This is a genomic window from Escherichia sp. E.sYA108 (assembly GCF_011754335.1).
GTDB lineage: Bacteria > Pseudomonadota > Gammaproteobacteria > Enterobacterales > Enterobacteriaceae > Escherichia > Escherichia coli.
In genome coordinates, this window is sequence record NZ_JAAQVZ010000001.1 from 2115843 (window position 1) to 2133626 (window position 17784).

Annotated in this window: 22 protein-coding genes; 6 read left to right on the forward strand and 16 right to left on the reverse strand. The window is 51.1% G+C overall.

From position 1 onward, the window contains the following. Positions 1-138: 138 nt before the first annotated feature. Entirely contained in the window at positions 139-1833 is a 1695-nt protein-coding gene (gene dgcQ / locus HBM92_RS09760) for a cellulose biosynthesis regulator diguanylate cyclase DgcQ (RefSeq protein ID WP_001351132.1), read from the forward strand. On the opposite strand, the gene HBM92_RS09765 is transcribed toward dgcQ, so the two are convergent. Beyond that, on the reverse strand, positions 1830-2645 hold the full coding sequence (locus HBM92_RS09765) for a mannosyl-3-phosphoglycerate phosphatase-related protein (RefSeq protein ID WP_000491477.1): 816 nt from the start codon (positions 2643-2645) through the stop codon (positions 1830-1832). The two genes, dgcQ and HBM92_RS09765, sit on opposite strands and share 4 nt — an antisense overlap. A gap of 297 nt (positions 2646-2942) precedes the next feature. Further along, the gene (yodD, locus tag HBM92_RS09770; protein WP_000844800.1) at positions 2943-3170 is read right to left on the reverse strand and encodes a peroxide/acid resistance protein YodD; all 228 of its coding nucleotides are present in this window, start codon (positions 3168-3170) and stop codon (positions 2943-2945) included. A 162-nt stretch (positions 3171-3332) separates the two neighbouring features. On the opposite strand from yodD, the gene dsrB reads away from it, so the two are divergent. Further along, entirely contained in the window at positions 3333-3521 is a 189-nt protein-coding gene (gene dsrB / locus HBM92_RS09775) for a protein DsrB (protein WP_000867217.1), read from the forward strand. 43 nt (positions 3522-3564) lie between these two features. Here dsrB and rcsA read toward each other — a convergent pair whose 3' ends face one another. The 14 genes from rcsA to fliF form a co-directional block, all read right to left on the reverse strand. Then, positions 3565-4188 (reverse strand): transcriptional regulator RcsA, encoded by a 624-nt coding sequence (rcsA, locus tag HBM92_RS09780; protein ID WP_000103994.1) that lies wholly within the window; start codon positions 4186-4188, stop codon positions 3565-3567. A 289-nt stretch (positions 4189-4477) separates the two neighbouring features. Further along, complete coding sequence (fliR, locus tag HBM92_RS09785) at positions 4478-5263, reverse strand: flagellar biosynthetic protein FliR (protein ID WP_000983988.1); 786 nt, start codon at positions 5261-5263, stop codon at positions 4478-4480. An 8-nt stretch (positions 5264-5271) separates the two neighbouring features. Next, positions 5272-5541 carry a flagellar biosynthesis protein FliQ gene (gene fliQ / locus HBM92_RS09790; protein ID WP_000187358.1) on the reverse strand — a complete coding sequence of 90 codons (270 nt, stop codon included), beginning with the start codon at positions 5539-5541 and terminating at the stop codon, positions 5272-5274. Between the two features lie 9 nt (positions 5542-5550). Beyond that, a complete protein-coding gene (gene fliP / locus HBM92_RS09795) occupies positions 5551-6288 on the reverse strand; it encodes a flagellar type III secretion system pore protein FliP (RefSeq protein WP_001253318.1) in 738 nt (245 codons plus the stop codon). Further along, positions 6288-6653 carry a flagellar biosynthetic protein FliO gene (gene fliO / locus HBM92_RS09800; protein ID WP_001298519.1) on the reverse strand — a complete coding sequence of 122 codons (366 nt, stop codon included), beginning with the start codon at positions 6651-6653 and terminating at the stop codon, positions 6288-6290. Before fliO ends, fliP begins: the two co-directional genes overlap by 1 nt. A gap of 2 nt (positions 6654-6655) precedes the next feature. Next, entirely contained in the window at positions 6656-7069 is a 414-nt protein-coding gene (gene fliN / locus HBM92_RS09805) for a flagellar motor switch protein FliN (protein ID WP_001282092.1), read from the reverse strand. Further along, entirely contained in the window at positions 7066-8070 is a 1005-nt protein-coding gene (gene fliM, locus HBM92_RS09810) for a flagellar motor switch protein FliM (protein ID WP_001295641.1), read from the reverse strand. Before fliM ends, fliN begins: the two co-directional genes overlap by 4 nt. Positions 8071-8074: 4 nt before the next feature. Next, on the reverse strand, positions 8075-8539 hold the full coding sequence (gene fliL / locus HBM92_RS09815; protein WP_000133106.1) for a flagellar basal body-associated protein FliL: 465 nt from the start codon (positions 8537-8539) through the stop codon (positions 8075-8077). A 104-nt stretch (positions 8540-8643) separates the two neighbouring features. Then, positions 8644-9771, reverse strand: a complete 1128-nt coding sequence (locus HBM92_RS09820) for a flagellar hook-length control protein FliK (protein WP_000620058.1) — start codon at positions 9769-9771, stop codon at positions 8644-8646. Beyond that, entirely contained in the window at positions 9768-10211 is a 444-nt protein-coding gene (gene fliJ / locus HBM92_RS09825) for a flagellar export protein FliJ (protein WP_000807584.1), read from the reverse strand. The genes HBM92_RS09820 and fliJ overlap by 4 nt, the downstream gene beginning before the upstream one ends. 18 nt (positions 10212-10229) lie before the next feature. Beyond that, positions 10230-11603 (reverse strand): flagellar protein export ATPase FliI, encoded by a 1374-nt coding sequence (gene fliI, locus HBM92_RS09830; protein ID WP_000213277.1) that lies wholly within the window; start codon positions 11601-11603, stop codon positions 10230-10232. Next, positions 11603-12289 carry a flagellar assembly protein FliH gene (gene fliH / locus HBM92_RS09835; RefSeq protein ID WP_001282674.1) on the reverse strand — a complete coding sequence of 229 codons (687 nt, stop codon included), beginning with the start codon at positions 12287-12289 and terminating at the stop codon, positions 11603-11605. Before fliH ends, fliI begins: the two co-directional genes overlap by 1 nt. Beyond that, positions 12282-13277: a flagellar motor switch protein FliG gene (gene fliG, locus HBM92_RS09840; protein WP_000067950.1), complete on the reverse strand. Its 996-nt coding sequence runs from the start codon at positions 13275-13277 to the stop codon at positions 12282-12284. Before fliG ends, fliH begins: the two co-directional genes overlap by 8 nt. After that, positions 13270-14928, reverse strand: coding sequence for a flagellar basal-body MS-ring/collar protein FliF (gene fliF / locus HBM92_RS09845; RefSeq protein WP_000994423.1), 1659 nt, complete (start codon positions 14926-14928; stop codon positions 13270-13272). Before fliF ends, fliG begins: the two co-directional genes overlap by 8 nt. 214 nt (positions 14929-15142) lie before the next feature. On the opposite strand from fliF, the gene fliE reads away from it, so the two are divergent. The 4 genes from fliE (at position 15143) to HBM92_RS09865 (ending at position 17661) form a co-directional block, all read left to right on the forward strand. After that, positions 15143-15457 (forward strand): flagellar hook-basal body complex protein FliE, encoded by a 315-nt coding sequence (gene fliE / locus HBM92_RS09850; protein WP_001274301.1) that lies wholly within the window; start codon positions 15143-15145, stop codon positions 15455-15457. 344 nt (positions 15458-15801) lie between these two features. Next, positions 15802-16134, forward strand: a complete 333-nt coding sequence (gene emrE / locus HBM92_RS09855) for a multidrug efflux SMR transporter EmrE (protein ID WP_001070440.1) — start codon at positions 15802-15804, stop codon at positions 16132-16134. 168 nt (positions 16135-16302) lie between these two features. Continuing rightward, positions 16303-16854, forward strand: a complete 552-nt coding sequence (ybcL, locus tag HBM92_RS09860; RefSeq protein ID WP_001313946.1) for a Raf kinase inhibitor-like protein YbcL — start codon at positions 16303-16305, stop codon at positions 16852-16854. Between the two features lie 9 nt (positions 16855-16863). Then, the gene (locus HBM92_RS09865; RefSeq protein ID WP_000879821.1) at positions 16864-17661 is read left to right on the forward strand and encodes a helix-turn-helix transcriptional regulator; all 798 of its coding nucleotides are present in this window, start codon (positions 16864-16866) and stop codon (positions 17659-17661) included. The last annotated feature ends 123 nt before the right edge of the window (positions 17662-17784 follow it).

A 17784-nucleotide genomic window follows, 5' to 3' on the forward strand; every position in this document is an offset into this window, starting at 1 on the left:
CCGGCCTGGTGTCCCAATGCCTGCAATGAATGATAGTCGCGTCTTATCATGCCACCATTATAAAATTATCGCTGTTTTGCGGTACGCTATCGCCGGGTTATGCCAGAATCATAAAAAAGCAGGTTGGGAGTCGTCAGGGTGCAGCACGAGACAAAAATGGAAAACCAGAGCTGGTTGAAAAAACTCGCACGCCGCCTGGGGCCTGGTCATATCGTTAATCTCTGCTTTATCGTGGTATTGCTTTTTTCCACCTTGCTCACCTGGCGTGAAGTGGTGGTGCTGGAAGATGCCTATATATCCAGCCAGCGTAATCATCTGGAAAACGTAGCCAACGCGCTCGATAAGCATTTGCAGTATAACGTCGACAAACTGATCTTTTTGCGTAATGGCATGCGCGAAGCTCTCGTGGCGCCACTGGATTTCACCTCTCTGCGTAATGCCGTAACCGAGTTCGAACAGCATCGCGACGAGCACGCCTGGCAAATCGAACTCAACCGACGGCGCACCCTGCCAGTCAATGGCGTATCGGATGCATTAGTCAGCGAGGGGAATCTCCTGTCTCGCGAAAATGAAAGCCTCGACAATGAAATTACCGCTGCACTGGAAGTTGGTTACTTGCTGCGACTGGCGCACAACTCCTCGTCGATGGTTGAACAGGCTGTGTATGTCTCGCGTGCTGGATTTTACGTTTCGACGCTGCCGACCTTGTTTACGCGCAATGTACCAACGCGTTATTACGGCTATGTCACCCAACCCTGGTTTATCGGCCATTCACAACGAGAAAATCGTCACCGCGCGGTACGCTGGTTCACTTCGCAACCGGAACACGCCAGCAATACTGAACCGCAGGTTACCGTCAGTGTTCCGGTAGACAGTAATAACTACTGGTATGGCGTGCTGGGGATGAGTATTCCCGTGCGTACTATGCAGCAATTTTTAAGAAACGCCATCGATAAAAACCTCGATGGTGAGTATCAGCTCTATGACAGTAAGCTGAGATTTTTGACCTCTTCAAATCCTGACCATCCAACAGGGAATATTTTTGATCCTCGTGAACTGGCCTTGCTGGCGCAGGCAATGGAACATGACACGCGGGGCGGCATTCGTATGGACAGTCGCTATGTTAGCTGGGAACGTCTGGACCATTTCGACGGTGTGCTGGTGCGCGTCCATACGCTAAGCGAAGGCGTGCGCGGCGATTTCGGCAGTATCAGCATTGCATTAACCCTGCTGTGGGCGCTCTTTACCAGCATGTTACTCCTCTCCTGGTATGTGATTCGCCGGATGGTCAGCAACATGTATGTTCTGCAAAGCTCGTTGCAGTGGCAGGCGTGGCACGACACCTTAACGCGTTTATATAACCGTGGCGCATTGTTCGAAAAAGCCTGTCCGCTCGCTAAATTGTGTCACACGCACCAACATCCTTTTTCTGTCATTCAGGTCGATCTTGACCATTTTAAAGCGATTAATGACCGCTTTGGTCATCAGGCGGGCGACCGTGTTCTTTCTCATGCTGCCGGATTAATTAGCAGTTCCTTGCGTGCGCAGGACATTGCCGGGCGGGTCGGTGGTGAGGAGTTTTGTGTGATTCTGCCAGGCGCGAATCTGACGCAGGCTGCGGAGGTCGCAGAACGTATTCGCCTGAAGTTAAATGAAAAAGAGATGCTGATCGCCAAGAGTACAACGATACGCATTAGTGCCTCGCTGGGGGTAAGCAGCAGCGAGGAAACCGGTGATTATGATTTTGAACAACTCCAGTCATTGGCCGACCGTCGGCTTTACCTCGCAAAACAGGCCGGGCGCAATCGGGTATTCGCGAGCGATAACGCTTAACGGGCGGAGAAAAAATGGTCCAGCCCTTCACGCCAGCCTTCCGGTCCTTCACGCTGCGTTCGCCAGACGCGGGCCGGATCCTCATCATGCAGATGGACCCCTTCACGGTTTAGCCCTTTCACAATCACCGCGTAATCCATTACCTCCAGTAAAGGCGCATCGTTTGGCCCATCGCCCAGGCCAAGTGTGGTTGGGCGTCTGCCTGACAATTGTTGATAGGTCGCGATAATCCAGTTGGCAGCCTGATCTTTTCCGGCAGAGGCATCCAGTACGTGCCAGAAGCGCGCACCCTGCATAAACTGCAAGCCCAGTTCGTTCAGACGAGCGATAAATTGTGCCATATGCTCGTCACTGTCGCGCCAGATTAGCGTTACCGACGCCTCATGCAGCTGCGTCAGCGCCGCCTGGCTACGGCTTAATCCCGTCCATTCGGCAATGGTTGCATCGTCGACATCATCAAAAGTCGTGAATTTAAAATGTTCTTTCTCGCGTAGCTTATTTAAAACCTGGCAGATTTCGCCATGGCTAATACCTGAGATGATGCGTGGAAAACCGTCTATATCCTGCCATTGTTCAGCAAGCTGGATCACTGCGCCATTCTCTGCAATCAGCGGTAAGCCTTGTAGCCCCAACATTTTTTGCAAGTACAGCATTTCCGCTGAAGTTTTACTGCTACAGAGAATGACGGGAATATTGGCTTCGTGTAAACGGCTGAGCCAGGGGGCTGCCGGTTGCCAGTCATAACTATGACTGTCCAGCAGGGTGCCATCAAGATCGCTAAAAACCAGTAGTGGTTGTTGAATTGAAAACATGGTCGCGCAGTACTCCCCTTACCAGGATGATTCTCAAAACAGCACAAATAATCAAAGATGATTTTTTCGGGAGCGATCCCGTTGACACCAGAGCCACCAAGGGGTGACGCGCGTCACATTTCTATTCATAAGTAGCGTTAATCATTCATAGCGCGAATATTTTCTTGTCAGCGAAAAAAATTGCAGATAAGGTGATGAACACATCAGATTTCCTGGTGTAACGAATTTTTTAAGTGCTTCTTGCTTAAGCAAGTTTCATCCCGACCCCCTCAGGGTCGGGATTTTTTTATTGTGCATTCAACGATTCACTTCAGAGACGCTGAAGTCATGAATATCCAGTTCGAAGGCATCCGCCAATTCACGCCATGTATGATATTCACGTCCATCGACGCTAACGTGTTCAGAATCGTTCTGGCTGCGATGAACTTCGCTTTCGCTAATTTCATTGATCGCCGCCAGCAGGGCATCGACATCGACGCTGACCTCACGTTTTGCGGTATCGCTGTACTCTTTTGCGGTTTTCATCATCTTTCCTCGCAACCGTTACTCTGTTGTTGCCGCCAGTCGTTAAGTCCGCCTGGCATCTCTTAAGTATAGACCGTCGAGAAAATCAGCACTCGCGCGCGCCTGGCGCTGCCAGAAAAACGAAATTGTTCTACACTGGCACAAAGCCACAGGAGGAAAACGATGAAGGTGAATGATCGGGTAACAGTCAAAACGGATGGCGGTCCGCGTCGTCCTGGCGTGGTACTGGCAGTTGAGGAGTTTAGTGAAGGCACAATGTACCTGGTTTCGCTGGAAGACTACCCGCTCGGCATCTGGTTCTTTAATGAAGCAGGGCATCAGGACGGTATCTTTGTTGAGAAAGCAGAGTAATCTTATTCAGCCTGACTGGTGGGAAACCACCAGTCAGAATGTGTTAGCGCATGTTGACAAAAATACCATTAGTCACATTATCCGTCAGTCGGACGACATGGTAGATAACCTGTTTATTATGCGTTTTGATCTTACGTTTAATATTACCTTTATGCGATGAAACGGTCTTGGCTTTGATATTCATTTGGTCGGAGATTTGAATGGTTCCCTGACCTGCCATCCACATTCGCAACATACTCGATTCGGTTCGGCTCAATGATAACGTCGGCATATTTAAAAACGAGGTTATCGTTGTCTCTTTTTTCAGAATATCGCCAAGGATATCGTCGAGAGATTCCGGTTTAATCGATTTAGAACTGATCAATAAATTTTTTCTGACCAATAGATATTCATCAAAATGAACATTGGCAATTGCCATAAAAACGATAAATAACGTATTGGGATGTTGATTAATGATGTGCTTGATGCGCTGACTGTTAGAAGCATCGTGGATGAAACAGTCCTCATTAATAAACACCACTGAAGGGCGCTGTGAATCACAAGCTATGGCAAGGTCATCAACGGTTTCAATGTCGTTGATTTCTCTTTTTTTAACCCCTCTACTCAACAGATACCCGGTTAAACCTAGTCGGGTGTAACTACATAAATCCATAATAATCGTTGACATGGCATACCCTCACTCAATGCGTAACGATAATTCCCCTTACCTGAATATTTCATCATGACTAAACGGAACAACATGGGTCACCTAATGCGCCACTCTCGCAATTTTTCAGGCGGACTTACTATCCCGTAAAGTGTTGTATAATTTGCCTGGAATTGTCTTAAAGTAAAGTAAATGTTGCGATATGTGAGTGAGCTTAAAACAAATATTTCGCTACAGGAGTATCCTGGAAGATGTTCGCAGATATTATTTTTCGGATAATCCTTAGGGTAGCATGATAAACGTTACGGAATTATATTAATGGTAATTCACTAATAATATCAGCCAGCAAATTAAAAATTTCACTGAATAAATGTTCGCAAAAAGGCGCAATTAACGGCATTAATGCCGCCATTAAAGAGATGCCGACAGTCAGAGTTAATGGAAATCCAATAACAAAAATGGATAATTGTGGGGCCATACGATTCAGTAAACCTAATGCCAGATTCAGGGTCAGCAACAGAGTAATGAGCGGTAACGCCAGCATCAGCCCGTTAAGGAAAATCAAACTCCCTGCTTTGGTGAGTGCCAGAAACGCATTGCTGTTCAACGGTTCGCTACCAATCGGCAGGGTGTGAAAGGTATCGACCAGCAGTGAAATCAACCATAAATGACCGTTAAATGTCAGGAACAGCAGTAATGCCAGCATATCCATGATGCGCGCTAAAACGGGCATATTGAGATGGCTGCCAGGATCGACAAATGTCGCAAATGACAGCCCCATTTGCAGACCGATAATTTCGCCAGCGGTTCGCACAGCGGCAAAGGCAAATTGCATGGTAAAACCAAGCGCAATGCCGATCAGGATCTGCTGCACGGCCAGCCACAGAGCAAAGAACGAAAAAACAGGAACATCGTTGGCAGGTAATGATGGGGCAATGGCGAATGTGATCATCATTGCCAGACCCAGTTTTACCCGTTTCGGCACGCTGCGTTCGCTCAGAATTGGCGCGGTAGAAATGAGCGCCAGCACGCGCAGTAACGGCCAGAAGTACAGGCTTAACCAGGAAAGCCATTGATCGCTTGTCACCTGCATCATTGTACGGGCTACCCGATGATATACGGCAGGTTAGTGAACAAGGTGCGGACGTAATCCAGCAACAGATTGAGCATCCACGGTCCGGCAATAATAATGGCGATAAATACGGCGATGATTTTCGGAATAAACGACAGCGTCATTTCGTTAATCTGCGTGGCTGCCTGCAAAATACTGATGATAAGGCCCGTGACCAGCGCCACCAGCAACAGCGGGGCTGCCAGTGCCAGCGCGACTTTCATCGCTTCAGTTCCCATCATCATGACCGATTCAGGTGTCATTTTGCCTCTCTAGCTGTAAAAGCTCTGCGCCAGCGAACCGACCAGCAATTGCCAGCCATCCACCAGTACAAACAGCATCAGTTTAAAGGGCAGAGCAATGGTGGCGGGGGGAACCATCATCATCCCCAATGCCATCAACACGCTGGCAATCACCAGGTCGATAATCAAAAAAGGGATGAAAATCGTGAAGCCTATCTGAAATGCGGTTTTCAACTCGCTGGTCACGTAGGCCGGGAGCAAAATGCGCATCGGCACAGCTTCAGGCCCCTGCAACGGGCCGGTATTCGCCAGTCTGGCAAACAACCCTAAATCTGCCTCGCGGGTCTGACGCAGCATAAACTCACGCAGCGGCTGCGCCCCTTTTTCCAGCGCCTCCTGCATTGAGATTTTCTCTTCGCTGAATGGCTGGTACGCATCGACATAAATTTTGTCGATCACTGGCGACATAATAAAAAAGGTCAAAAACAGTGCCAGCCCCAGCAATACCTGGTTAGGTGGCGCGGAGGGCGTTCCCAGCGCGTTACGCAATAAACCAAAAACAATAATGATGCGGGTGAAACTGGTCATCATCAGTAAAATCGCTGGAATGAACGTCAACGAGGTGATGAACACCAGCGTCTGCACCGGGAGCGACCAGCTTTGTCCACCGCCAGGTAGCGGCTGGCTGGTGATACCCGGCAGTTGCGCGAAGGCGAGGGGCGTAATCAGCCAGAGAAGGACCGGTGCGACAGAAAACAAACGACGCATCAGGATCTCCCGCCACGCTTAAGCAAATTTTTCATGACCGACTGAAAATCGGTCTGCGGTATCTCTTCCGTTGGTGCTGAAGGGGGAAGTTTATGCAGCAGATTGATTTGCCCTGCGGTAACGCCGAGCACCAGCCGTGCATCTTCCACATCGACCACCACGACCCGTTCACGCGCGCCCAGCGAAGCACTGGCGCTAATTTTCAGACCGTTAACGCCAGTGCGTTTAGGGGCAAATCCCAGCCGTTTTACCAGCCAGGCAGCAGCGAGGATCAGGGCAATAATGGCGATGAGTGCGCCGCTCACCTGCAGCAGTGGCTCAGCAGAAACCGGCGCGGAAGATTGCACAGTAGCATGGTTATTCATCACTAACGGCTCAGGCGGCGCATCCGCTCGGACGGGGTAATGATATCGGTGATCCGCACGCCATATTTATCGGCAACAACCACCACTTCGCCCTGGGCGATTAAATAACCGTTGATCAGAATATCCAGCGGTTCGCCCGCCAGACCGTCCAGCGCCACGACGGACCCTTGCGTCAGACGCAACAGCTCTTTGATGGTCATCCGCGTACGGCCCAGCTCGACGGTCAGCTTGACCGGAATATCCATAATCAGGTCGATATCCTGCAACGTTCCGCTGACATCACCACCGCCAAATTGCTGGAACACCGCATCGGTAGCGCTTTTTCCGCTGGTTGATTTTTGCTCGCTCAACGCTTCAGCCCACAGATCGTCCATTGCGCCGTTGTTGTCATCGGCCGGATTATTCATGTCACTCATTTGGGCTGTTCCTCGTTCAGAGAATTTAAAATCGGGTTAATCAAATGTTCTATCCGTAACGCATACTGACCGTTGAGAGTGCCGTACTGACTGGTCAGAACCGGGACGCCGTCAACATGGGCGATGATGCGATCGGGTTTTTCTATCGGCAGGACGTCGCCGGGTTTCAGTTTTAAAATCTGCGACAGGCGTAGCGAGATATCGGCAAAGTTGGCCACCAGTTCCAGCTGTGAATGCTGCACCTGGCGCACCAGGTTATCGCGCCAGTTCTGATCTTCATTACGCGAGTTTTCCAGCGGCGGGTTAACCAACAATTCCCGTAGCGGCTCGATCATGCTGAATGGCAGGCAGATATTAAATTCGCCGGTCAGGTTGCCAATCTCCACATGGAACGGCGTGTTAACCACAATGTCGTTCGGCGAGGTGGTGATATTGGTAAATTTCACCTGCATTTCCGAACGCACGTACTCAACTTCCAGCGGATTAATCGCCTTCCATGCGTCGCTATAGCCTTCAAGCGCCAGTTTCAACATGCGGTTGATGACGCGCTGTTCGGTATGGGTAAACTCGCGACCTTCCACTTTGGTCGGGAAGCGTCCATCGCCGCCAAACAGGTTATCCACGGCGATAAACACCAGGCTCGGCGAGAACACCACCAGCCCTGTGCCGCGCAGCGGTTTCAGGTGGATAAGGTTCAGATTGGTCGGCACCGGCAGGTTGCGGGCAAATTCATGGTACGGCTGAATGCGGATGGCCCCGACGGTAATGTCCGGGCTACGGCGCAGCAGGTTGAACAGCCCCATACGAAAATGGCGGGCAAAGCGCTCATTAATGATTTCCAGCGCCTGCAAACGTTCGCGCACAACCCGTCGTTGGGTATTCGGATCGTACGGACGAATGTCACTTTCGCCGCTAACACTGGCTGTCGGTTCGTCTTTGACTTCGCTGTCGCCATTCAACAGCGCATCAATTTCAGCTTGAGAAAGAATACTATCGCCCATGTCGTTATCGCAGAATAAAAGCGGTATACAGCACGTCGGTGACATCCTGTTTCGGTTGCCCGGCAACAAGCGGGGTGGAAAGTGTGGTTTTAATCTCGGCAATCAGGTTTTTCTTGCCTTCTTCTGTCGCCAGTACGGCAGCATCCTGACGCGAAAACAGTAACAGCAAGCGACTACGGACTTCCGGCAAATACTCACTCAGCCGCGAGCGGGTTGCTTCATCTTTCAGTCGCAGGGTTATGCCGATATAAAGCACGCGATCCGCATCGCCCAAATTGACCGTAAAGGTATCCAGAGCATAGAAGACCGGGGAGGGCACGACGCGTTGCTGCGCTTTGTCGTCAGCGGCAACCTGATGCGAATGCCAGTAGCTGTAACCTGCGCTGGCACAGGCCGCGAGGGTAATGAATACCAGAATCGGGATCCAAAGCGATCGCTTGCTTTTCTTGCTTATCGCGTAATCAGTCATGTGTTGCGGTCTTCCTGTGTCGCTACTGCTTATCGGCTAATTATCCTGCGTCTTGAGCGCAACAAAGCGGGGAAAAGACGCGGATTACGGTGCTACCTCTGACGTTAGGCGAAAATATCAACGCCGCTGTTACCTGTTACACGCCCTTGTAAAGAGACGGGAACCGGAAGCGTATCGTCGTCTTCCCCCGCCAGAGGTTCATGGTTTGCTGTGCGTTGGCTTTGCTGTTGCTGGGAAGCGGCCTGCTGCTGACCACTAAAGCTTTCGCCACTGATGTTGCTTTGCCCTAACTGAATGCCACTTTCGGCCAGCTGCGTACGCAGTACCGGCAGCGCTGCTTCCAGGGCGGCGCGTACGTGCTGATGCGGTGAAATCATCTGGATCTGCGCCTGGTTATCATCCACTTTGAGGGAAATTTGCACTTCACCTAAATCCTGTGGGTGCAGACGCAACTCTGCACTTTGTTGCCCCTGGCGGGTGAACAGCGAAATATGCTGGCTTAATGATTGTTGCCATTCGTGAGAACCCAGCGGTGCACTCAAAACAGGCGCGGCGACGGTGGGCAGTGGCTGTGTCTGGTGTGGAGTGATTAGCGGGCTGGCGTCAGCGGTCACCGGCGAAGGCGTGCTGATGACTTCCGCTTTACTCTGGGCTTCTGCTACCAGCGGTGTTAATGGCTGAGCTGGTGTGCCGGGGGCGTCATCAGGCTGTGCTGTAGTGAGTTGCGCAGAAGTCAGTTTTGTGAAGAGCGTTGGTTTCTCTGCCGGTAACACGGTTGACGGTGCATCAGTCACTTTGGGCGTATTGTCAAAACCCGGCAACATCGCAAAAAGGGCGCTCAGACTTGCGGTGACGTCTTCATTAAGGTCATCCGCTTTTTCGTCTTTTGTCGTATTTTTGTCAGCCACCGCAGCCAACGTCATCGTCTGAGCGGTGGTTAACGGTGTTAATGTGGATTGTTCGTCGTTGATGACAGGCGGTGTTTCATCCACAGGGATCAGTAAATCTGCTTGTTGCGCGTCTGAAAGAATATCGCTGACCAGCGGCTCGCCTTTTGCCGTGGGCTTATCTGTTGCCACCAGCAACTGGGGGGCCGCTTTGTCGGTTGTTGTCTCGCCTGCTAATGCTTCGCTCAACAACGCGAGAAAATCTTGTGCAGCATCGCTGGCTTTGCCGCCAGGCAATGTGGTGGTGTCAACGTCGGCGGTAATCAAGGGCGCTAAGCGAATCATTCAGGTTTCCTCATGGCGGCGCGCTGGGCGAACTCATCCATCTTTTTCTGATCGAGGCGGTTTTCTGCAAGCAGTGCCGCCGTGGATTGCCGTTCCTGCAGTGTCTGCCAGGCCTGCAAACGTTGTTTCTTTTCTCGCCAGCTGTTCAGGGCAATGTCAACTTTCTGCGTCCACTGATTAAGTTGCTGGCGATGCTGAGTAATGGCTTTTTCCAGCGTCTGGATAAACTGCTGATAGTTGATCCAGCGGTTGCTGGTCATCCCGGCACTCATATCGCTATTGAGGTTATTGCGATATTCATTCTGATAATCGATCAGCATTTTGAGCTGTTCTTCCGCCTGCTGACATCCGCGACGCATTTCACCCAGCAGGCGAGCGGCATCCTCTACCTCTTTTTCTGCCAGATCTTTCAGGGTCGCCAGCGCACCATGTTCCGCCATCTGCCGTTATCTCCTGGGTTATGACACTGTCGGGAAAATACGCTCCAGCCCCTGGAGAGACGCTTCCCAGTCCGCGCGTTCAAAAATGCCTTGTTGCAAATAGCCCTCCAGCTGCGGCCACAGGGCGATGGCTTTGTCGAGCATCGGATCGCTGCCTTTGGCATACGCGCCGACGCTAACCAGATCGCGGTTACGCTGAAAACTCGACAACAGCTGTTTGAAGGTGCGCACTCGCGCGTAATGTTGCTCACTGATCAACGCCGTCATTGCGCGACTGATCGACGCTTCAATATCGATAGCCGGATAGTGCCCGGCTTCCGCCAGTCGGCGAGACAGCACAATGTGACCGTCGAGGATTGCCCGCGCGGAGTCAGCAATGGGGTCCTGCTGGTCATCGCCTTCGGTGAGCACGGTATAAAACGCGGTAATCGAGCCGCCGCCGCTAATGCCATTTCCGGCACGCTCGACCAGTGCCGGTAATTTGGCAAACACCGACGGTGGATAACCTTTAGTGGCAGGTGGTTCGCCAATCGCCAGCGCAATTTCACGCTGGGCCATCGCGTAGCGGGTGAGGGAGTCCATAATCAGCAACACATGCTGACCACGATCGCGAAAATCTTCGGCAATGCGCGTGGCATAGGCGGCACCCTGCATTCGCAGGAGCGGAGAAACATCCGCCGGAGCGGCAATCACCACGGAGCGTGCACGTCCTTCGGCACCGAGGATATTCTCAATAAAATCTTTTACTTCGCGCCCTCGTTCACCAATCAAACCCACGACAATGACATCGGCGCGGGTGTAACGGGCCATCATCCCCAGCAGCACACTTTTCCCAACGCCGGACCCGGCAAACAGCCCCATACGCTGCCCGCGTCCGACGGTAAGCAGGGCATTGATTGGGCGCACGCCGGTGTCCAGCACATGTTCAATCGGTGTACGTTGCAACGGGTTAAATGGCGGGGTAATCAGCGCACCGGTTTCCGTCGTATCGGGGAAGGGCAGGCCATCGAGCGGTTTACCGCTACCGTCCAGAACACGACCTAATAACGCCGGACCGAGCGGCAACTGCTTGCCGCTTTGCAGCCCTTCTGCCGAAATGTTTTTGGCATATACACGCGCGCCGGGCAGGACACCTTCCACTTCCTCCAGCGGCATTAAAAACAGCCGTTGACCGTTAAAGCCAACGACTTCGCTTTCTACTTCGTGCGTTTCGCTGCCGTTCTGGCGCTCAATGACACAGGTTGCGCCGAGCGGCAATTGTAATCCGGTGGCTTCCAGCACCAGCCCGGTAGCGCGGGTTAATCGCCCGTAGCGACGTACCGCAGGCAACTGCGCCATTTTGGCTTCAAAGTTATCCAGCGTGGTTAGCCAGCGAGTCAGGCGCGTGGTCATTACACCACTCCTGGTGCTGCCAGACGGCAGAGTTCTTGCCAGCGGGTGGCGACACTGGCGTCGAGATCGCCTTCATCGGCGGAGACTTTACAGCCGCCAGGATGGAGGGTGGGATCGCCCCGCAAGCGCCAGCCATGCAAACTTAAAGTTGCGCCGAGCATATCATCCACACGTTGCAGATCATCCGGGTGTACGCGCAGCTGTGGTTTCCCGCTGAATAACGGTTCTTGCTGCAACAACTGTTGGATCTGTTTGATCAGTGCCGAGTTATCCACCGTTGGCGTCTGACCTATGACCTGACGTGCTGCCTCCAGCGCCATCTGCATCAGGCGCGAAGCTATCACACTATCAAGCGCATCAAGGGTAGTTTGAAATTCGCTGACCAGTTGCTGCATCCGGGCATGAATTGGCGCTTGTTGAGCCTTCGCCTCTGCCAGACCTTGCTCCAGCCCCTGGGCCAGTCCTTCCTGATAGCCCTGTTCGTGACCTTGCTGGCGACCTTCGGCAATCCCCGCCTGATAACCCTGCTCGTGGGCCTGCATTTGCAGTTGCGCCAGTTGCTGCTCAAGGCTGGGTTCGACCTCTTCAATAATGGTTTCTTCCGACTCGGCCATTGGCACAAACTCTGCCGGTGGTGGCGCGAGATCGTCTGGCGTCCAGGTTTTCCACGGCAGATTATCAGACATAGGTATCCTCGCCGCTGCCAATCACCATCTCGCCAGTTTCGGCAAGACGGCGCACAATCAGCAGAATCGCTTTCTGTTCGTTTTCGACCTGCGACAGACGCACCGGACCACGGTTGGCGAGATCGTCGCGCAGAATATCGGCGGCACGCTGCGACATATTGCGCAGGAATTTCTCGCGCAGTGGCTGCTCGGCCCCTTTCAGCGCGATCAACAGCGATTCGGAATCCACTTCCTGCAACAGACGCTGAATGCTGCGATCATCGACATCCACCAGATTCTCGAACAGGAACATCTCGTCGATGATTTTCTGCGCCAGCTCGCCGTCGAATTCACGCACGGCGGTAATAACGGCTTCTTCCTGCTGCGTTTTCATCAGGTTGATAATTTCGGCTGCCGTTCTCACGCCGCCCATTTTGCTGCGCTTGAGATTCTGACCGTCGAGCAAGCCATTCAGTACTTCGGTCAGTTCCGCCAGCGCGGCTGGCTGCACGCCGCCAAAGGTGGCGATACGCAACATCACGTCGTGGCGCAGACGTTCATCGAACAACGCCAGAATATCGGCGGCCTGGGCGCGCTTCAGATGCACCAGAATGGTGGCGATAATTTGCGGATGCTCATCGCGAATCAGATCGGCGGCGCTCTGCGGCTCCATAAAGTTGAGCGTTTCAATACCGCTGGCGGTATCGCGGGTTTCGAGAATATCTTCCAGCAGGCTGGCGGCACGTTCTTCACCCAGAGCTTTGACCAATACCGAACGCAGATAATCGTTGGCGTTGATATTCAGTGCGGCAAACTGTTCAGCTTCTTGCTCAAACTCCGCCAGCACATCGGTTAGCTGCTTGTTGGAGATCTGCGTGACGTTCGCCATTGCAGCGCTCAGGGTTTGCACTTCGCGCTGGGAGAGGTGCTTGAACACCTCTGCCGCCCGGTCTTCGCCAATGGTCATCAGCAGGATGACGCTTTTATCGGTGCCTGTCAGGTTACTCATGATCGTTATTTATCCACTGGCGAATGACCAGCGCCACCACGCGCGGATCGTTATCAGACATTTCACGGATACGCTGGCTCATGACTTCTGCCCCCAGTCGTTGGTTAGCGCGCCGTTGTTGGAGTTGTTCGTCTTTGCTCAGACGGACTTCCACCGCATCTTCCACTTCCTCGCGGGCCTGTGCCTGTTGCTGCACAGTCTTCACCGCCTCGGCGCGACGTGTTAGCTGCGGGCGTACCGCTTTCCGCCACAGCAACCACGCCACCAGCAGTACCAGCAACCAGCGACCGGCAGCCAGCAACTGATCGATAAACGCTTGCTGTTGCCAGAACGGCAGTGCTCCGCCGCTTTCGTCACTGCTATTGAACGGCGAGTTAACAACATTGAGCGAATCACCGCGTTTTTCAGAAAAGCCCATCGCCTCGCGGGTCAGAGCTTCAATTTGCTTCATCTGTTCGTTGCTGAGAGGCAATGGTTTACCGTCTGGCAAGGTTTTGTAATTCACCACTACCGCGACTGACAGACGTTGCACATCGCCCACGTTCATTTTGGTATGACGAATGGTGCGATCGACTTCGTAGTTACTGGTTTCATTCCGCTGTGTGCTACGCGGCCCACTATTGCTGGTGGTGCTCGCCTGCTGCTGGCGGTTATTTTGATTTGCCGGAGGCGTGCTGATTGGCGCGTTATTCGCAGGTGCCGGTTGATTCGACAACGCCCCCGGTACGCCGCCCGGATAACCGGAACCGCTTTGCTCGCTCTCATTAAGCTGGCGTGAACGAAGCGCCGCGTGAGATTCATCACCGTTAGGGCGATACTGTTCTTCCGTTTGTTCTTTACTGGCGAAGTCCAGTTGCGCCGTGACCTGGGCGTGAATATTACCGTTACCAACAATAGGCGACAGGATCGCTTCAATACGCCGCTGAATACGGCCTTCGACATCGCTGGCATATTTCAACTGAGCGTCATTAAGATCGCGCCCGCTGGTGTTGGACTGGGTTAACAGATGTCCGCCCTGATCCACCAGCGTGACGTTTCCCGGCGGCAGACCAGCCACCGCGCTGGAAACCAGATGTACAATGGCGCTAATTTGCCCTTCATCGAGTGCGCGGCCGGGTAACAGATTTACCGTCACCGATGCAGAAGGGGATTTTTGTTCACGGACGAATAAAGACGGTTTCGGCATTGCCAGATGTACGCGCGCCCCTTTTACCGGGCCGATAGTTTCGATGGTACGAGAAAGCTCGCCTTCCAGCGCCCGCTGATAATTCACCTGTTCGCTGAACTGGCTGATACCAAACTTTTCCTGATCGAGCAGTTCGAAACCGACCGCGCCGCCTTTTGGCAAACCTTGTTGCGCCAGGCGCAGGCGCAGTTCGTGAACTTTATCTGCCGGAACTTCAATAGCGCCGCTGGCTTCGCTGAAGCGGTAAGGAATATTCATTTGCGTCAGTTGGCTGACAATTGCGCCACCATCCTGATCGGAAAGATTGCTGAATAATGTGCGGTAGTCGGGGGCTTTCGCCCACAGGATCAGTGCGACCATGACCGCCACTGCTGCGGAACCGGCAACAATCAATGGAATTTTCGGATTCGCACGCAGGCGATTAAGCCACTCAAGAGATTTTGTCTGGGCTGCAGTCGCATTCATCGCGCACCTCGTGGCTGATTATGGACGGCGTTATTGGCAAAGTGGAACAAGACTCACTCCCGGGTCAGCAAACTCGAAAAATTGACGCTCCCATTATTTGTGCTTTCGTTTTTTTCTATCCGCCAATAAACCCGTTTTTTTGTTGCTATTTAGCGCCTTTGTCTTATTGACTTACTGGTAGGCTTTGTTACCAGAAATTATCCGGGAGACGAAAATGTCAGCGATACAGGGGATTGAAGGGGTTATCAGCCAGTTACAGGCTACGGCGATGAGTGCGCGTGCGCAGGAATCACTGCCGCAACCGACCATTAGTTTTGCCGGGCAGCTGCACGCCGCGCTCGATCGCATAAGCGATACACAAACAGTCGCCCGCACGCAGGCAGAAAAATTCACCCTCGGTGAACCCGGCGTGGCGCTAAACGATGTGATGACCGATATGCAAAAAGCCTCAGTTTCTATGCAAATGGGGATTCAGGTGCGTAATAAGCTGGTGGCGGCGTATCAGGAAGTGATGTCCATGCAGGTGTAGGTTGTGTAACCTGTTGACTATGCTTGTTTAATTATATCCGATCCCACAGCGTGGGGCATGGATGGGGCAAACTCACTCAATTTCTGGTTTAAAATGGATACCTGATCCTGGTTGTTTTCTGCCATCCACGATCCGTAAACGCGATAACATGTTTTGTCTTCGCTTTGCTCCCAGGAAGAGTGAACTCATTCGTTAGCCTGGGGTTCCTTCTGATCATTATTGTTCCTGCCTTTATCTCTTGCCACGCCAGAGCCCCCTGGATACACATACACCAGGATGAAAACGGTGAGTTGTGTTCAAACTGTAGTACAATTCTCTCCAGTATGAACAGGAAAGAATATGCTATGAACCCTTATATTTATCTTGGTGGCGCAATACTTGCAGAGGTCATTGGTACAACCTTAATGAAGTTTTCAGAGGGGTTTACACGGTTATGGCCCTCTGTTGGCACAATTATTTGCTATTGTGCATCATTCTGGTTATTAGCTCAGACGCTGGCTTATATACCTACAGGGATTGCTTATGCTATCTGGTCAGGAGTCGGTATCGTTCTGATTAGTTTGCTTTCCTGGGGATTTTTTGGTCAACGACTGGACCTGCCAGCTATCATAGGCATGATGTTGATTTGTGCCGGTGTGTTAGTCATTAACTTGTTGTCACGAAGTGCACCGCATTAAAAAATAATTATCCTTGAGATAACAGGAATCTGATTTGTGCATATTATGGCTAATGTTCGGGGCACCTTTATAATTATGATTGCATTTGCGCGATCATTGCGCCTTTATGCATAATGAGATCAAGGCACATCAAATAAAATAACGATAGGTCACAACAATGAGGTTTTTATGAAAAAACTTATCGTTTCAAGTGTATTGGCATTCATAACATTTTCTGCGCAGGCCGCAGCATTTCAGGTCACTAGTAATGAAATAAAAACAGGAGAGCAACTTACAACGTCTCATGTATTTTCTGGATTTGGGTGTGAAGGGGGTAATACATCGCCCTCATTAACCTGGTCTGGTGCTCCTGAAGGCACCAAAAGCTTTGCCGTAACTGTGTATGATCCAGATGCTCCTACAGGCAGTGGATGGTGGCACTGGACTGTTGCTAATATTCCAGCAACTGTAACATATTTGCCCACTGATGCAGGAAGACGTGATGGTACAAAACTTCCGACTGGTGCTGTTCAAGGCCGAAATGATTTTGGTTATGCAGGATTTGGTGGAGCATGTCCTCCCAAAGGAGATAAACCCCATCATTACCAGTTTAAAGTATGGGCTCTAAAAACTGATAAGATTCCTGTGGATTCTAATTCCAGCGGAGCGTTAGTTGGTTATATGCTTAATGCCAATAAAATTGCAACCGCTGAGATAACACCAGTTTATGAGATAAAGTAGGGTAAGAGTATGCTGGCAAAAGATAAGTCTAACCTAAAGATTGAAGAAATACGGATGCATAAACATCATGAGATTCACAGGGTTAAGCCTCTTATGCCAGCTTTATGTCGTATCCGTCAGGGAAAAAAAGTTATCAATTGGGAGACGCATAGTCTAACTGTTGATAATAATCAGATAATATTATTTCCCTGTGGATATGAATTTTATATTGCGAATTATCCAGAAGCAGGTCTTTATCTTGCAGAAATGCTTTATTATCCCATTGATCTAATTGAAAAGTTTCAAAAATTTTATGCGATAACTGATCAAATTCGTAACACGACAGGTTTCTGCTTACCTCAGAACCCCGAGTTAATATATTGTTGGGAGCAACTAAAAACATCTATTTTCCGAGGCTTCTCAACGCAAATTCAGGAACACTTAGCAATGGGCGTTCTACTTTCATTAGGAGCACATCATGTTAATTGTTTACTTTTATCAGATAGTAAACAATCATTAATAAGTCGTTGTTATAACCTAATGCTATCCGAACCTGGAACAAAATGGACAGCAAACAAGGTAGCGAGATATCTCTACATTTCTGTTTCCACATTGCATCGCCGTCTGGCAAGCGAGGGAATAAGTTTTCAAAGTATATTGGACGACGTGAGGTTAAATAATGCGTTGTCTGCTATACAAACGACAGTAAAACCCATCAGCGAGATTGCCAGGGAAAATGGTTACAAGTGTCCTTCTCGTTTTACTGAAAGGTTCCATAATCGTTTTAAGATAACACCAAGAGAGCTAAGAAAAGCGTCCAGAGAGTAAAAGTATTTTATGAAGGAGCAACAGCATCGATTTTTATTTTGGAAAATAAATACGGCATACTCAACCTATTGGAGCCTGAACAATCCGGTGACTTCTGCGCTAATCGGGGTCGTTTATAAGCAC

What these genes read in the sequence shown, in the direction of transcription:
- HBM92_RS09765 (WP_000491477.1), bottom strand. Translation starts at nt 2,645, where the DNA reads ATGTTTTCAATTCAACAACCACTACTGGTTTTTAGCGATCTTGATGGC.
- yodD (WP_000844800.1), bottom strand. Translation starts at nt 3,170, where the DNA reads ATGAAAACCGCAAAAGAGTACAGCGATACCGCAAAACGTGAGGTCAGC.
- dsrB (WP_000867217.1), top strand. Translation starts at nt 3,333, where the DNA reads ATGAAGGTGAATGATCGGGTAACAGTCAAAACGGATGGCGGTCCGCGT.
- rcsA (WP_000103994.1), bottom strand. Translation starts at nt 4,188, where the DNA reads ATGTCAACGATTATTATGGATTTATGTAGTTACACCCGACTAGGTTTA.
- fliR (WP_000983988.1), bottom strand. Translation starts at nt 5,263, where the DNA reads ATGATGCAGGTGACAAGCGATCAATGGCTTTCCTGGTTAAGCCTGTAC.
- fliQ (WP_000187358.1), bottom strand. Translation starts at nt 5,541, where the DNA reads ATGACACCTGAATCGGTCATGATGATGGGAACTGAAGCGATGAAAGTC.
- fliP (WP_001253318.1), bottom strand. Translation starts at nt 6,288, where the DNA reads ATGCGTCGTTTGTTTTCTGTCGCACCGGTCCTTCTCTGGCTGATTACG.
- fliO (WP_001298519.1), bottom strand. Translation starts at nt 6,653, where the DNA reads ATGAATAACCATGCTACTGTGCAATCTTCCGCGCCGGTTTCTGCTGAG.
- fliN (WP_001282092.1), bottom strand. Translation starts at nt 7,069, where the DNA reads ATGAGTGACATGAATAATCCGGCCGATGACAACAACGGCGCAATGGAC.
- fliM (WP_001295641.1), bottom strand. Translation starts at nt 8,070, where the DNA reads ATGGGCGATAGTATTCTTTCTCAAGCTGAAATTGATGCGCTGTTGAAT.
- fliL (WP_000133106.1), bottom strand. Translation starts at nt 8,539, where the DNA reads ATGACTGATTACGCGATAAGCAAGAAAAGCAAGCGATCGCTTTGGATC.
- HBM92_RS09820 (WP_000620058.1), bottom strand. Translation starts at nt 9,771, where the DNA reads ATGATTCGCTTAGCGCCCTTGATTACCGCCGACGTTGACACCACCACA.
- fliJ (WP_000807584.1), bottom strand. Translation starts at nt 10,211, where the DNA reads ATGGCGGAACATGGTGCGCTGGCGACCCTGAAAGATCTGGCAGAAAAA.
- fliI (WP_000213277.1), bottom strand. Translation starts at nt 11,603, where the DNA reads ATGACCACGCGCCTGACTCGCTGGCTAACCACGCTGGATAACTTTGAA.
- fliH (WP_001282674.1), bottom strand. Translation starts at nt 12,289, where the DNA reads ATGTCTGATAATCTGCCGTGGAAAACCTGGACGCCAGACGATCTCGCG.
- fliG (WP_000067950.1), bottom strand. Translation starts at nt 13,277, where the DNA reads ATGAGTAACCTGACAGGCACCGATAAAAGCGTCATCCTGCTGATGACC.
- fliF (WP_000994423.1), bottom strand. Translation starts at nt 14,928, where the DNA reads ATGAATGCGACTGCAGCCCAGACAAAATCTCTTGAGTGGCTTAATCGC.
- fliE (WP_001274301.1), top strand. Translation starts at nt 15,143, where the DNA reads ATGTCAGCGATACAGGGGATTGAAGGGGTTATCAGCCAGTTACAGGCT.
- emrE (WP_001070440.1), top strand. Translation starts at nt 15,802, where the DNA reads ATGAACCCTTATATTTATCTTGGTGGCGCAATACTTGCAGAGGTCATT.
- ybcL (WP_001313946.1), top strand. Translation starts at nt 16,303, where the DNA reads ATGAAAAAACTTATCGTTTCAAGTGTATTGGCATTCATAACATTTTCT.
- HBM92_RS09865 (WP_000879821.1), top strand. Translation starts at nt 16,864, where the DNA reads ATGCTGGCAAAAGATAAGTCTAACCTAAAGATTGAAGAAATACGGATG.